Source organism: Candidatus Bathyarchaeota archaeon, from assembly GCA_025059045.1.
In the GTDB taxonomy this organism is placed as follows: domain Archaea; phylum Thermoproteota; class Bathyarchaeia; order Bathyarchaeales; family DTEX01; genus JANXEA01.
The window spans coordinates 26,045-40,594 of the sequence record JANXEA010000015.1 but is presented as its reverse complement, the minus strand read 5'-3'; the positions used below and the strand labels follow the sequence as shown (position 1 = coordinate 40,594).

The window sequence follows — 14,550 nt, the reverse complement described above, 5'->3', positions numbered from 1 at the left end:
CCACCACTCTTCTTCATGATTCAATGACTCTAAAAAAGAAGAGAAGACTGAAACAACCGCGATAACAATGGTTGACAATCTGATCCGCATAAAGATTCAATGACTCTGAAAAAGAAGAGAAGACGGAGTTTTCAAATTTTTCAGTTTTTATCTTAAAGCTTATTTAGGTCGAATTGCCATTTTTAATGTGTCAATTTGATGAAGGCACTTATCATTTCTGTGGGAACAGGTACGAGAGGGGGTAAAGATGCGGCGGAGAGCATAGCTTCCGCGATTGCTTACAGCCTCAAACATCATAATCCGGATAAGATCATCTTTGTCACTTCCAGGCAAAGCCGAGAGCAAACCCTCCCAGTAGTCGTCGAGAAATCAGGGATTCAAACTGAAGACTATGACGTAATCATCGTTGAGGATCCCGATGATGTCCAATCAGTATACGAGAAGGTTGGCACATATCTTCAAAGAATAAGAACTGAATATTCGTATGTCGTCATAGATTTCACCTCTGGGACGAAGGCTATGACAGCAGCGCTCGCAGTTCTCGCAACAATAAGTGAAGTTCAAGAGTTAAGCTACATTATTGGAAAGAGGGTTAACGGGATAGTTCAGCATGGAACAGAGAGAATCCTCTCTATACAGCCATACTTCGCCATAGCAGAGCAGAAGATAAAATTAGCCGTCAGCCTCTTCAACCTAAGTCAATATGAGGCCGCAGCCTCCATTCTAAACCAGATAAAAGCCTCAACAGGCGACCTGGTCATACCGGAGCGCATCAACCCTATTCTCACACTCGCACAGGCATATGCAAACTGGGACAAGTTTCAACACCTAATGGCGTATGAACTCCTAATGCCACTGAAGATAGATGAAATCAACCGAAATAAACGGTTCCTTGGTCAACTAAAGACCAAGCTGGAGAAACATAGTGAACCGGAACCATATCTAATCGCAGACCTGATAAACAATGCTGAGAGAAGAGCACGTAAAGAACAGAAGTATGATGATGCCGTAGCCCGGCTTTATCGAACAATAGAGCTCATCGCACATTACTTGCTGAAAAAATTTTATGGAATAGATCCAGCTAACGTCGATGCCGCAGCCCTGCCAAAGAATCTGCTAGTGGATTTCGGAATACCGGAAGGGATGAAGAGTCTGAAACTCGCGCTTGAGAAATCATATAAACTATTGGAGGCCAAAGGACATGAGATCGGAAAAAAATATGTGGAAGACAGGAAGCTAAGAGATCTCCTATCAAAACGGAACACTTCTATCCTTGCACATGGACTTGAACCCGTAAAGGAAGAAACCTACATAGAACTACGCGAGAAGGTTATAGAGTATGCAGAAGCCGCAGTACCAAACCTCGAACAACTAATTGAAGATTCAACATTCATACAATTGAATGAAAACCCAACGCAATTTGGAAATACTATGCGCGGAGTTTAGCTCAACCGGCTGCCAAGCGTTTCACGCAACAATCAGATTGCATCACATTCTTTTTTAAGCTTTCAACCTCTCATTTCTTCCCTGGTTTTAAATTTTGGCTTCCGTTTAAGGCAGCTGTAATCTCCAGTTATGCATGCGAGACACAACTCGTCTTTTGGCAGCCCAATCCCTTTACTTAAACCTTCTACATTATTATAGCCAACGAATGAAGCCCCTATATGCTCAGCGACAGTTCTATTAATTTCTTCAAGACTCATGCATGTGCCGCGTAATCTATATGCTAAGAGTTCCTCTTGGCTTGGGAAGTCTATCCCCATGTAGCAAGGATATATTATTGGCGGAAAAGTTAAAAGAAGTGATACTTTACTTGCGTCCCTGAGCTTATTTCTAATTATTATCCTCGAACTTGTCCCCCTAACTATGCTGTCATCTATTAGGATAACCTTTTTATTCTTAACAACATCTCTTACAGCAACAATATTTGAGACTATCTCCTCCCTTCCATCAGGTTCAATGAAACTCCTCCACCCACCCTTATGTCTATAACGGTCCTTAAGCAACCCCTCATCAAAAGGTATGCCTGTTTCCTCAGAGTAGCCTAAGGCAGCAGGCCTAGCTGAATCTGGAACAGGCACGACTACATCGCCTTCAATCTGATAATTTTTGGCTAAAATCCGCCCAATATTCTTTCTAGCATTATAAACTGTTATTCCTTCTATTTTTGAGCTCGGATGGGCGAAATAGGTATATTCAAAGGGGCAGTGAGCATGCCTTCCCACACGCGCAAAATACTCAGACCTCAACCCATCCCTATCCACAATAACTATTTCCCCCGGCTCAATATCCCTAACTAGCTTCGCGCCAATAGCCTCAAGAGCGCAGCTTTCAGAGACTATAATATATGAGGATGACTCTTCATGCCATCCCAAGCATAGGGGTCTAAAGCCCATCTCATCCCTAACGCCTATGAGCTCGCCCTTCGATGTTAATATTACCAGAGAAAACGATCCATTCAAACATGGGCTAAGCTCTTCAAACGCTTCAACCCAACTTTTCCCCCTCTCCAAAAATTTATGTAAACTTAGGCCCATGAGCTCGGTATCTGTCATGCCGTGGGGGAATTGGGCACCTAAATATCCAAAATTCTCAGCCAAGAGATCCCTTTCAATAGTCCCATTATGGGCTATATGGAAGATATGCTCATCCGTGGTATTCCCAATGTCAATTGGATGAGCATGCTCGATAGTCGATCTGGCGGTTGTTGAGTAGCGCACATGACCTATTCCAGCATTACCTCTAATTCTAAAAATTTTCTCATGTTCAATTTCGACGGATTGTGATACTGTACCAAGCCTCTTAAATGTGGGGTTGCCGGCGACGGAGATCCCCCACGACTCTTGCCCACGATGCTGAAGAGCCTCCAGACCACCAATCAATAGAGGGGTTACATTATAGTCATTAAATGAGAAAAAGCCTATCACACCGCATTTTTCCTCCAGAGAACATGGCATATTATCTCACCTTCAGCGATTCAGCACTTGAAATTTTTAATCAATCGATCACCTGGTTTCCAAAACATCTCTGGATAAGGGTTGTGTGCCGAAAATCTTAATCGCTAAGGCCCAGCTTATCCAAAAATATTATTGTGGCGCCCCTCAGCATTAAGATCACCATCATAACATCTCTTAGCGTATCCGCAGAAAACGAATTTTTATTCCCATTCTATCGTTGATGGCGGCTTATTCGTTACATCATAGACGACTCTCACAATATCCGGTATTTCGCTGGATAATCTAGTTGAGATTCTTTCTAGGATTTCATATGGGATTTTTGCGAAATTCGCTGTCATAGCTTCTCTACTCTCAACAGCTCTCACAGCGACCACGTATCCATAGGCTCGAGAATCACCCTTAACCCCAGTTGTCAGCGTATTAGTTAAGACTGCAAAATACTGCCACAATCCGCCTTGTAAGCCTGCGGACTCTATCTCCTCCCTGACAATCTTATCCGCCTTTCTGATTACCTCAACCTTTTCCGGTGTAACCTCGCCAATTATTCTCACAGCCAATCCGGGCCCCGGAAATGGCTGCCTAAAAACTATCTCTCTTGGAAGTCCAAGACTTCTAGCGACTTCCCTAACCTCATCTTTATAAAGGTCCTTTAGCGGCTCAATTATACCCTTAAACTTAATCTTTATGGGCAGACCCACTACATTATGGTGACTCTTAATCTTGTCAGAGAATCTTCTGAAGCCAGACTCTATCCTATCTGGATATATTGTGCCCTGAATAAGGTACTCCGCGCCGACCTCCTCAGCAACCTCCTCAAAAACTCTAATGAACTCCTCACCAATAATCCTCCTCTTAAGCTCCGGGTCAGTAACCCCTCTCAGCTTGCTGTAGAACCTCTCACTAGCATTAGCAACGATGAGGTTCATGCCCATTCTCCCAAAAAATTCTTTAATGAACTCCGGCTCACCAGCCCTCATGAACCCGTGATCAACGAAAACCGCTGTTAAACGTTCCCCGATAGCCTTCATGGCCAGCATGGCCGCGGTGCTTGAGTCTATGCCGCCGCTTAAGGCGATAATAGCCCGACTATCACCAACTGAGGTCCTTACCTCCTCTACAGCCCTCCTGATGAAGTCACCCATCTCCCAGTTTTGCCTGCAACCGCAAATGTTAAAGATGAAGTTTTTAAGTATTAGCAGACCGTTCTCTGTATGTATTACCTCTGGATGCCACTGAACGCCAAAAATAGGTTTGCTCTTATGCTTAAATGCCGCTATTGGACAGTTCTCAGTATAGGCTAGCACTTCGTACTCTTCTGGGAGGTCGTAGACCGCATCGCTGTGGCTCATCCAAACCTTTTCCCTAGGGCTTAATCCCTCTAAGGCTCCAACTGGTTTAGTAATGTTTACATATGTGACGCCATACTCGCCCCGCTCAGCCGGCTTAACAACGCCTCCAGCCATATATGCTAAAAGTTGATGACCATAACATATGCCAAGAACTGGTAAACCTACATCTAGGAGTTCAGTATTAAGCCTTGGAGCTCTCTCTTCATAGACGCTTAATGGGCCGCCGGAGAGGATCAAACCCCTAACATTCAACCTCTCATTTAACTCAAGCACCTCTTCCGGAGCAACATCAAATGGAACTATTTCTGAGTAAACTTTGTTTTCCCTCACTCTCCTAGCTATTAGGTGACAATATTGACCACCGAAGTCGAGAACCAATATAGTATCATGCTTCAGGATGCTCCACCCCTCATTTCCCTCTTAGCCATACAATTTTCCATATGGCCTCGAGGAAGCTGGCACCACCTTAACAAACTCATTCGACATAATCTCATCTATGCTCATTCCTAAGCTGAAACATGTGGAGAAATCCCTGACTAGCTCGCTTATCAAGCGAAGATCATGTTCATCAGTCTCAACGACTCTAGCCTCTTTCGCCACATGCACGACTTCCCCACGAATATAGATTGTGCCGCCATGCATGCCAACACCTACGAACTTCATGCTCCGCTTACCTCCTCCTTCCTTTCGGCTCAGATTTAAGACGAGTATTATGCCCCCAGACATATATTCGCCTAGAAAATCGCCCACATTCCCACCGATGATTATAGTCGGCCTTTTACCACCATATTCTTTCATATGGACGCCAACCCGGAAGCCAGCGTCCCCCTTAACAAATATTTTTCCTCCCCTCATTCCATAGCCGGCGACGTCGCCTGAATCTCCATGAACAATTATTAAGCCATCATTCATGGTGTTTCCACAGCCATCCTGCGCATTGCCATACACGAAAATCCTCTGCCCATCCATGAATGCTCCAAGATCATTTCCTGGAACCCCATAAATCCTGATATTCAGAGGGGTCTTCAACCCGGTTCCAATATACCTTTGCCCATACACATTGTAAACTTCAACATCCCTAATCCCGTCAGCGCTTAACTCCCTTAGCAGCGCATTCAATTCAAAGTAATGCATTCCTTTAGCGTCGATAATTGCCCTATCAACCTCAAACCTCTTCACGCATCCATGTATGTCGTTCATATCTGGAAAACTGCCTCCCCATTTATTCGCCAGCCATTTTAACGCCTAAAATCTCCAGCTCACGATCTGTTAAGCCCACGCCCCTCAGCTGCTCACGGTTTCCGCGGAGGCTCTCTATGGCATCCATGCCCATTGCACCAAGCATCTCTTTAATCTCTATGCTCCAGGCCTTAACAAGATTTACAACTCTCTTATAGGCATCTTCAGGATTCAGCCTCTTCGAAATCTCTGGGTCTGTTGTTGCGATTCCCCATGGACATTTCCCAGTATAGCATTTCTGGCATAAGGTGCAGCCCATAGCAATAAGAGCCGCTGTTCCTATATAAACAGCGTCTGCTCCTAAGGCTACAGCCTTAACTACATCGGCGCTGCTCCTTATACCGCCAGACGCTATTAAAGAAACCTCATCTCTTACCCCCTCATCACGCAGTCTCTGATCCACTGATGCTACGGCCAGCTCTATTGGTATTCCCACGTTATCTCTAATGGCCTTAGGGGCCGCCCCGGTTGCACCTCTGACACCATCAAGGACTATAATATCAGCTCCGGCGCGGACAATGCCGCTTGCAATGGCTGCTGAATTATGGACAGCGGCTATTTTCACGGCGACAGGCTTCGTGTATTCAACAGTCTCCTTTAAGGCGTAGATTAGCTGACGTAAATCCTCAATAGAATATATGTCGTGATGCGGTGCCGGAGATATGGCGTCTGTTCCAGCGGGTATCATTCTAACCATCGCTATATCATCTGATACCTTTTCGCCCGGTAAATGCCCGCCTATTCCGGGCTTGGCTCCTTGTCCTATCTTGATTTCTATTGCAGCTCCGACACTAAGATACTTTAAGTCTACACCGAAACGCCCGGATGCTACCTGAACTATTGTATGATCGCTATACTTATAGAGGCTGGGGTGAAGTCCTCCCTCTCCACAGTTAAAATATGTGCCACAGTCTACCGCAGCTCTCGCTAAAGCCTCATGAACATTTAAGTTTAATGCGCCATAAGACATGGCTGCAAACAAGATTGGGGTTTCTGCGCAGAGACATGGCCCAAGTTTAGTCCCCAAAGTTATGTCTTCATCATTGAATTCAAACTCAAGCATTTTGGGCTTTCCCCCAAGATATGTCCTAATCTCTATTGGTTCCCTTATTGGATCTATTGGCGGGTTGGTCACCTGACAAGCATTTAACAGAAGCTTATCCCAGTAGGTTAGGTTTTGTTTGTCGCAGCCCATGCCTGATAAAAGTGCGCTTCCAGTATCAGCCTGCCTCTTTATAGATGTGATGAATTCATATGTCCAATGGTAATTTTCCTTATAGACGTTCGGGTTCCTTCTAACAGTTATCGCGTTTACTGGACAGAAAAGTACACATCTTAGGCAGTCAACGCAAAGCTCGCTTCTACTCTCTATCATATTCTTTATAGCATTATAATTGTGGACGCCATAGGTGCATTGCTCCACGCATATCTTGCATCTCGTGCATTTTAAGTCGTCCCTCTCAACAATATATTCCGGTAGAAGGTATCTTCTCACTTAAGCATACACTCTCCCAACAAGTGTTGGGGTCTCCATGACCCTTAAGTCCCTAAGTCTGCCGACAATTATCTCGCCGCCATATGGGCGTACAACCTTATCGAGGCTAGGGGATATTGAGCGGATCGCAGATTCCTCAGAGGATATGTACAGGAAGTCGCCTCTCATCCCCCCTATTAAGGGCCTCAACTTCTTTCGATCAGTTAAGCCTATCATTTCGCCATGGCGGGCAGCTATTATTGAGAATGGTCCATTCATCATTAGGCTGCCATAAACCCGCCTCAGCGCCGCAAACGTTAATCTCTCTTTAGGCTTCATCGCATCTATTTCCTCCCAATAAGGAGGTGCAAAAACCTTTGCAATCAATTCTATCGGTATATTATGTCTTCTGGCAAGCAAATCAAGCGCATATGCGAGCACTTCAGTGTCAGTCTTCATGGCGCATCCATATCCCTCCATTTCTAGGTAGCGGCGGTTTACACCATACGATGATAATTCTCCGTTATGGGCCACCGACCAGTCAAGTATGCTGAATGGGTGCGCTCCACCCCACCATCCTGGAGTATTTGTCGGAAACCTCGCATGACAGATCCACATGTAACCTCTATACTCGTTTAAACGGAAAAAATCGGCTATGTCTTCTGGGAAGCCTATGCCCTTAAATACGCCCATATCTTTCCCGCTTGAAATGACATAAGCTCCCCTCACACCAGTATTTATACCCATAACTCTGCGGACAACATATTCATCGCTGCTTACATTTTCATCTCTAAGTTTCGAGGGCTTCGGCTCGAGAAAATATCTCCAGAAGGTTGGGGGATCAAGAAACTCATTACTCTCTTTGGTGGGGATCTCTTCACTGAGTAATATTCTGAAATCTCTCATCAAATTTTTTTCAGCCCTCCTTCTAGATAGCGGATCCATGTACATTACGTGAAACGCGTAGAGATCCGCTAGGTCTGGGTATATGCCGTATATGGCAAAGCCTCCGCCAAGACCGTTTCCCCGTTCACGCATACAGGAGATTGCGTGGACAGGTTCTTTAGAAGAAAATCTTTCACACGTAAGATTCATCATCCCGAAAAGTGCACATGAACCGAGGATTTTATCATCACTATAGGAACCTGCATGCTCTCTCCTAGCATACATCGTAATCACCTTGGATAGTAGGTTTAAAATTCTCCTCTACATGGCTCTCTAGTTACCGGGGTCATCCAGTTTTGAGCGGAGAGCGAGACTTAATATACTCTGCCCATTAATGGATAGCACCGCTCTTATCTGATTATTCTGCTTTACCCTATCTATTTTCCTGAATCTATCTATGAAGTCCTCGCATGCATCTCCTGGTTTATGCCCCTTAGCGCATAATGGGTATCCGTTAATGGCTTCAAAGTTCACGCATTCTGGACAGGACATTAGATATAACCTTCTCTTGTTAACTCCGCAATCTCTGGGCGCGAAATCTTCGCACAAAACTTTCGGTTCATGGTTCTTCATGCATAAAGTGGTTCCGTCAATATCCCTTCTTTCCTCAAAGTTAGTGCAGTCCCTGCAGAATCGGATATTCAATTATCATTCACCTCTGGCTTAAAAAGGATATGTTTTTTATATAAAAGAAGTCGAAATTATTTATATTCATGGAAATGGTTATCAATGAATTGTTTAATATATATGAAATATATTGGTTGAGGGATAATTCGTGGAGAAAGACTTAGGATCTAGAAAGGTTCAGTGCGTGGGCAGAGGCTCCTTTGTTATATCCCTGCCAAAAGAGTGGGTTCATGAGATGAAAATAAGTAAGGGAAGCGAACTCATATTCAAGGTATTAGATGATGGATCAGCGCTTCTCATCCCTAGAAAGGCCTTTAAGGAGCGCGAATCCGAGAAACCCACATTAAAGGAGTATTGGCTTCATGTTAGGCCTGAGGATGATCCGGCGTCCCTACATCGAAAGATAACGGCGCTTTACGTTGTTGGAGCGGACATCATGCACTTGAGATTTAGAGATAAAGTCAGCCTTCAAAAGCATAGGGCAACTGTGAACCATCTCGTTAAGAACAATCTCCTCGGTTCAGAGATAATTGATGAGAGCGAGAATGAGATTACCATTCGAATTCTAATAAACCATCCAAATCTACCAGTTGAAATGGCTATTAGAAGGATGGCTGTTTTAGCTCTCGCAGCCAATAAAGAGGTTGTCTCAGCATTAAAGAGTGAGGGGGATAATTTCGTGAAAGTTGTTTCTGAGATATATAGTGATGTTAGTAGGCTGAATCTCTACGTAATCCGCCAACTAAAATATCACCTGGAGCGCGGTCTACTCAAAGATTTAGGGTTTAAAAGTCCAAAGGAGTTCTTAGGCTACAGAATAGTTGCCAACGACATAAAGAATATAGCGGGTAATGCATTAAATTTAGCCAACAATATACTTTCGCTCAAAAAACTTATAGAAGATAAAACCCTAGTTCTGAAGGAAACATTAGACGAAGAAGTGTACATGCAAATCACTGACTTCTGCTCGCTGATGCACCAAACATTCGAGGAAACATTGAAAGTAATGTTTAAGAGGGACTATGGGGGAGCGGATGAAATCTTCTCAAAAATAGAGAAATACAGCAGCATAGAAAGTAATATTGCTATGACTATATTTGCTAAAAAATTGGATCCGAATATAGCATTAACCCTGGGGCTCATACTAGACGCGGTGAGAAGAATTATGGAATATTGTCAAAACATCGCCGAAATAACCCTGAACAGAACGATCGAGGACTTTATTTCACAGTATATCTGAAAGATAATCTTGAGAATAAAAACGGGAGACTGACCATATTTAACTATCAGACAATCTTCTCAATGAATGTTTGTTCATTTATTTATGAAATTCTATAAATATTTTCCTTATAATGGAAGTATTTAGTAAATGTTTTTATATGATAAGGTCATTCCGTTAAACATGGTGAAAATCTTGGAAAAAAATGAAATGATTGAGAAGGCCCTAGAAATTTTAAAAGTAAATAAGATAAGATGGGTTAATTCAACATTCACAGATATACGCGGGTTAATACATGACATGGTTATACCCGCAAGAGAATACTTAGAGGGAAAGGCTTTCACAGTCGGACTAGGTTTTGACGGGTCATCTGTAAGAGGTTACAAGTCCATTAATGAATCAGATATGATATATGCCGGATCCAGGCACCCTGACAATATTGCCATGGACAAGCGATGAAAGCCAGAGAAGTGCCATAGTTATAGGCGACGTATACGAAGCTTACGGCGGCGATCTCTCAGAAGTTTGCCCCCGAGGTTACGTTGAAAAGAGGGCTGTAAAGGCGGCAGAGGATATGGGTTATACCGCCTACTTTGCTCCTGAAATTGAATACTTTCTCTTCTCTTCAATAGATCCGACGAAGCTTGTCTGGGATCCATGGGTCAGCCCTAGAGGAGGGGAGGGTGATTCATGGGGGGCGCCGAGAGTTGTCCCACAATCCTCTGAAATCACACCTGGAAAATATTACATTAGACCAAAGGAGGCATACTTTAGACCTCCGCCTGAAGATACGACGATTGAGTATCGTAATGAAGTCTCATCAATCCTCGAAGACTACTTTAGATTCAAAATAGAAAAGCATCATCATGAGGTTGCAACCGCTGGGCAAATTGAAATCAACTTTCGATTTGATAGACCTATCGAAACCGCTGATAGAGTGATATATTACAAATTTGTGGCGAAAAATGTTGCTAGAAAGTATGGATTAATAGCTACCTTCATGCCGAAACCTGTTTATCTGGATAATGCCAGCGGAATGCATACGCACATCTCATTATGGAAAGGTTCGGATAATAGTATGTATGACGAAAACGATGAGTACGCAGAGATCAGCCAAACTGGAAGATATTTTATTGGAGGGCTTTTAGAGCATGCTAGGGCTTTAACAGCCGTGTGCTGCCCGACTGTGAACTCATACAAAAGGCTTGTTCCAGGCTTCGAGGCGCCAATATATATAATTTGGTCCCGCCGCAATAGGTCGGCTCTAATACGAATCCCAGTCTACTATAAGGGGCCACAATATGCGGCTCAAAAGCGACTGGAGTATCGTGGTGTTGACCCCTCATGCAATCCATATTTGGCATTCTCATGTCTACTAATGGCAGGGCTTGATGGCATAAAGAAGAAGACTGATCCAGGCGACCCAATTGATGAAGATGTATATAAGATGCCTCCGGAAAGACGTAGATCTCTTAGAATAAAAGAGCTGCCGACAACGCTCAAGGAAGCCTTAGAAGAGATGAAGAGTGACGAGGTTATACATCAGACTTTAGGGAGCCACATATTCGATGCATTTATAGAGTATAAGACAAACGACTGGAATCAATACTGTCTATATATAACGCCTTGGGAGATAGTGAAGTACCTTGACTATTAAGTAACAAAGTCTGCTGGGGACAATTTTGAACACGTTTCATCACGATATTTCAAACGGCGCTGTGTCGCCATTTTTCAACCCATTAATAACCGCATGGTGAGCTTCATCGAATGAAGATAGTTATGGCTCAGATAAACTCGACCGTAGGCGATATTAAAGGAAATGTTAAGAAGATCAAGAGATACATAGAAATGGCTAGGGGATATGGCGCGGAGATAGTTATCTTTCCAGAGCTGGCGGTCACCGGTTACCCCCCGCAGGATCTATTATATGAGAGAGAATTTGTGAAAGAGAACAAGAGAAGACTACTAGCAATGATAGGAGAGATGAAAGAGGATATTGTGGGAATAGTTGGTTTTGTGGACTATGAGGATAGCGATCTCTACAATGCCGCGGCCGTTTTCAAAGGAAACAATCTCATCGGTGTTGCCTATAAGTCTCTATTGCCGACTTATGATGTTTTTGACGAAGCTAGATACTTTAAGCCATCAAAGGAAATCAATACAGTGAGAGTTAGCTTTGGCGAAGAAGAAATCGCCCTCGGCATTGAAATATGCGAAGACCTCTGGGATGAGGAATACCCTATAAAAGTCACGGATATTTTAGCCGCTAAGGGAGCTAATATAATCCTCAATCTCTCAGCATCCCCTTTCTATGCCGGAAAAAGATTCCTTAGGTTGAGATTATTACAGGAAAAGGCTGGAAAATGCAATCTCCCCATTTTTTATGTTAACATGGTCGGTGGTCAAGATGAATTGGTCTTTGACGGACAAAGCCTGGCGGTAGATGGAAATGGAGACTTAATAGCCATAGGCAAGCAGTTCGAGGAAGACTTAATCATAACAGACATCGACTTAAGAAACTGGACTGCTAAAAAAGTTAACCCCGGCCCCTATCGCAGGGAGGAGGAGATGCTTAACGCAATTATGCTGGGTATACGCGATTACTTCAGAAAAACAGGGTTTAAGAAGGCTATAGTTGGGATGAGCGGCGGGATCGATTCATCCCTAACCTCCTGCATCGCGGTAGAAGCATTGGGAAGAGAGAATGTTATAGGAGTTTACATGCCCTCCAAATATTCAAGTCAGCATAGTAAAGAGGATGCGCGAAGAGTAGCTGAGAATTTAGGGATACTCTTTATAGAAATACCGATCCAAGAAATAATTGAAGTTATCGAAGAATCCTAGAGGAGCCTTTAGAAGAAATAAGAAAGAATTTTGGTTTAGCTAAGGAGAGTGATGATCCGGTTGCCGACGAAAATATACAGCCAAGAATAAGAGGTAATATCCTCATGGATATATCTAATAGGCTTAAGGATCTAAAAATACTCATAATAAATACTGGAAATAAGACGGAGCTCGCTCTCGGCTACTGCACTCTCTATGGGGATATGGTCGGCGGGATAGGTGCTCTAGGAGATGTAAGTAAACTTGAAGTCTACCAGCTAGCAAGATATGTTAATGAAAAAGCCGGAAGAGAAATAATTCCTATGAGGATCTTCAAGAAGAAGCCATCCCCAGAACTGAGAGAAGAGCAATATGACCCATTCGACTTTGATCTCGTCAGCCCAATGGTGGATGACATAGTAGAAAGGAGGAAAAGCAAACGTGAACTCATCGAAATGGGCTATCCGAGAGAGGTTGTGGAGGACATTTATAGGAGATTTAGGAGGGCGGAATACAAAAGGAGGCAAGCACCACCATGCATAAAGATCACGCCCAAAGCATTTGGTATAGGGTGGAAGATGCCGATCATTAACCAATGGGAAGAATGAGATCTTTATGGATAGTAGAGAATCTTAATATTGTTTCCCAAATAATTGCTTCGTCTAGAATCTTTTAGTATTGATTTCAAAGGACTTTTGATTGGGCGTCAAGGAGCACCTTGCAAAGATCGCACTCTCAGCTGTCTCGATGAGGGGTTGCCACTCAACTCTCTATGGCAGCTATCAATAAAATTTACCCGTAAATTGGCATTCCAGCCTAGCTCGCAGGCTATAAGCCACCTCTGCTCCACATCAATGATCTCAAACCATCTATAACAAAGCACACGCTAAACTCATTTTCCCTAAACTTAAAATAGGAGGATATGGAAAAGGGGCTTTAACCCTGAGGACTGGAGCCGGGGATGGGATTTGAACCCATGTTCAGCGAGTCTGCAGCCCGCCGCCTAAACCGCTCGGCCACCCCGGCATATCCTAAGCAGAATTAGTTGCGGGCTTGATAAAAATTTTTTCGCAGCACCTCAGCCTACATCTTTACTATCTGTGCGTGGGGGATGCCGCATATTCTTATGACCGATTCTGGGTGTACATATCCACGTTCTATAGCCTTCTGGACGATTCCTGACCCCACAAGGTTTATTATTGTCGAATTCTCTATCAGGTCGACTGCCTCGTCAACTGTTGCTTTGAAGCCCCCGTAAAATTCTTTCTTTATCTCGAAATGGATGTTCGAGTCTTCAAGGGTCTTGCCTAGGAGGTCGGCGTCGCAGGCTGCTAGTAGAACCTGCCGCCCCCACCTTTGCACTTTAACGTAGACTTCCAATCTTCACGCTTCCAGATTTTTGCTTATACTGCCTTCACGGGTGAACGTGCCCCGCAGGCATCGCAGACCATGAATGAGAGCCTCTTCTCCTTTGTTAACTTGGTATCAGGCCTTTTGCAGACCGGGCATGTCACATAGGCTTCCATGTACCGTTGGATTAAACGTTCAATGGTTGAGGCCTCAAACCTACCCTGAAAGATTACCCTCGACCCCTCAATGACTCCTGCCGTAGCCATCTCCTTCGAGAGAAACCTTAACAGATGCATCTGGTCTCTCCTGAGGGCGTCACATATATCGCCGAAGTTATGGAGTACCGTCCTCGAACCTGAAACTGTGCAGCGAGGTTTAGGGACTTCCAGCCTCTCACTTCTAGATGCCCTAGTAGGCAGTTGGGCGTAGGCTTCGTCCAGCATCCTCTCGTAATCAAGAGCCATTTCCCATCACTAAAGATTATGGATGTTTCCTTTAAATATTAATTTCTGCCTAAAAAAATGGGTTGGCGGAGCATATCAAGTTCCGCCACAAAAATTTATTAGA

Annotated in this window: 14 protein-coding genes and 1 tRNA gene; 6 read left to right on the top strand and 9 right to left on the bottom strand. The window is 43.9% G+C overall.

Annotated elements, in window-relative coordinates; genetic code table 11:
• The first annotated feature begins 198 nt into the window (after window positions 1–198).
• Window positions 199–1,446 (top strand): TIGR02710 family CRISPR-associated CARF protein, encoded by a 1,248-nt coding sequence (locus NZ952_06195; protein MCS7120772.1) that lies wholly within the window; start codon window positions 199–201, stop codon window positions 1,444–1,446.
• A gap of 62 nt (window positions 1,447–1,508) precedes the next feature.
• On the opposite strand, the gene NZ952_06190 is transcribed toward NZ952_06195, so the two are convergent.
• The 6 genes from NZ952_06190 to NZ952_06165 form a co-directional block, all read right to left on the bottom strand.
• Window positions 1,509–2,957, bottom strand: coding sequence for an amidophosphoribosyltransferase (locus tag NZ952_06190; GenBank protein MCS7120771.1), 1,449 nt, complete (start codon window positions 2,955–2,957; stop codon window positions 1,509–1,511).
• 200 nt (window positions 2,958–3,157) lie between these two features.
• Window positions 3,158–4,702, bottom strand: coding sequence for a glutamine-hydrolyzing GMP synthase (gene guaA / locus NZ952_06185; GenBank protein MCS7120770.1), 1,545 nt, complete (start codon window positions 4,700–4,702; stop codon window positions 3,158–3,160).
• 24 nt (window positions 4,703–4,726) lie between these two features.
• On the bottom strand, window positions 4,727–5,506 hold the full coding sequence (locus NZ952_06180; GenBank protein ID MCS7120769.1) for a hypothetical protein: 780 nt from the start codon (window positions 5,504–5,506) through the stop codon (window positions 4,727–4,729).
• Between the two features lie 22 nt (window positions 5,507–5,528).
• Window positions 5,529–7,040: a glutamate synthase-related protein gene (locus NZ952_06175; protein MCS7120768.1), complete on the bottom strand. Its 1,512-nt coding sequence runs from the start codon at window positions 7,038–7,040 to the stop codon at window positions 5,529–5,531.
• The gene (locus NZ952_06170; protein MCS7120767.1) at window positions 7,041–8,189 is read right to left on the bottom strand and encodes a glutamine amidotransferase family protein; all 1,149 of its coding nucleotides are present in this window, start codon (window positions 8,187–8,189) and stop codon (window positions 7,041–7,043) included. It abuts the gene before it with no gap.
• A 48-nt stretch (window positions 8,190–8,237) separates the two neighbouring features.
• Window positions 8,238–8,609 (bottom strand): hypothetical protein, encoded by a 372-nt coding sequence (locus tag NZ952_06165; protein ID MCS7120766.1) that lies wholly within the window; start codon window positions 8,607–8,609, stop codon window positions 8,238–8,240.
• 130 nt (window positions 8,610–8,739) lie between these two features.
• Here NZ952_06165 and NZ952_06160 point away from each other — a divergent pair, with 130 nt between their 5' ends.
• From NZ952_06160 to nadE (NZ952_06140), 5 genes are all read left to right on the top strand, one after another.
• Complete coding sequence (locus NZ952_06160) at window positions 8,740–9,831, top strand: AbrB/MazE/SpoVT family DNA-binding domain-containing protein (protein MCS7120765.1); 1,092 nt, start codon at window positions 8,740–8,742, stop codon at window positions 9,829–9,831.
• A 174-nt stretch (window positions 9,832–10,005) separates the two neighbouring features.
• Window positions 10,006–10,269, top strand: coding sequence for a glutamine synthetase (locus NZ952_06155; protein ID MCS7120764.1), 264 nt, complete (start codon window positions 10,006–10,008; stop codon window positions 10,267–10,269).
• Complete coding sequence (gene glnA, locus NZ952_06150) at window positions 10,223–11,467, top strand: type I glutamate--ammonia ligase (protein MCS7120763.1); 1,245 nt, start codon at window positions 10,223–10,225, stop codon at window positions 11,465–11,467. Before NZ952_06155 ends, glnA begins: the two co-directional genes overlap by 47 nt.
• A gap of 110 nt (window positions 11,468–11,577) precedes the next feature.
• Window positions 11,578–12,654, top strand: a complete 1,077-nt coding sequence (gene nadE, locus NZ952_06145) for an NAD(+) synthase (GenBank protein MCS7120762.1) — start codon at window positions 11,578–11,580, stop codon at window positions 12,652–12,654.
• A gap of 17 nt (window positions 12,655–12,671) precedes the next feature.
• On the top strand, window positions 12,672–13,241 hold the full coding sequence (nadE, locus tag NZ952_06140) for an NAD(+) synthase (protein ID MCS7120761.1): 570 nt from the start codon (window positions 12,672–12,674) through the stop codon (window positions 13,239–13,241).
• A gap of 342 nt (window positions 13,242–13,583) precedes the next feature.
• Here nadE (NZ952_06140) and NZ952_06135 read toward each other — a convergent pair.
• The 3 genes from NZ952_06135 to NZ952_06125 all read right to left on the bottom strand — a co-directional run bounded on the left by NZ952_06135 (window position 13,584) and on the right by NZ952_06125 (window position 14,447).
• Window positions 13,584–13,659 (bottom strand) — tRNA-Cys (locus tag NZ952_06135).
• A gap of 57 nt (window positions 13,660–13,716) precedes the next feature.
• Complete coding sequence (locus tag NZ952_06130; protein ID MCS7120760.1) at window positions 13,717–14,013, bottom strand: DUF424 family protein; 297 nt, start codon at window positions 14,011–14,013, stop codon at window positions 13,717–13,719.
• A 23-nt stretch (window positions 14,014–14,036) separates the two neighbouring features.
• Complete coding sequence (locus NZ952_06125) at window positions 14,037–14,447, bottom strand: translation initiation factor IF-2 subunit beta (protein ID MCS7120759.1); 411 nt, start codon at window positions 14,445–14,447, stop codon at window positions 14,037–14,039.
• Window positions 14,448–14,550: the final 103 nt, after the last annotated feature.

Bases quoted from the DNA above. Each gene is read 5' to 3' on its own strand.
- glnA (MCS7120763.1), top strand. From the start codon at position 10,223: ATGCCGGATCCAGGCACCCTGACAATATTGCCATGGACAAGCGATGAA.
- nadE (MCS7120762.1), top strand. From the start codon at position 11,578: ATGAAGATAGTTATGGCTCAGATAAACTCGACCGTAGGCGATATTAAA.
- NZ952_06125 (MCS7120759.1), bottom strand. From the start codon at position 14,447: ATGGCTCTTGATTACGAGAGGATGCTGGACGAAGCCTACGCCCAACTG.
- NZ952_06170 (MCS7120767.1), bottom strand. From the start codon at position 8,189: ATGTATGCTAGGAGAGAGCATGCAGGTTCCTATAGTGATGATAAAATC.
- NZ952_06190 (MCS7120771.1), bottom strand. From the start codon at position 2,957: ATGCCATGTTCTCTGGAGGAAAAATGCGGTGTGATAGGCTTTTTCTCA.
- NZ952_06195 (MCS7120772.1), top strand. From the start codon at position 199: ATGAAGGCACTTATCATTTCTGTGGGAACAGGTACGAGAGGGGGTAAA.
- NZ952_06180 (MCS7120769.1), bottom strand. From the start codon at position 5,506: ATGAACGACATACATGGATGCGTGAAGAGGTTTGAGGTTGATAGGGCA.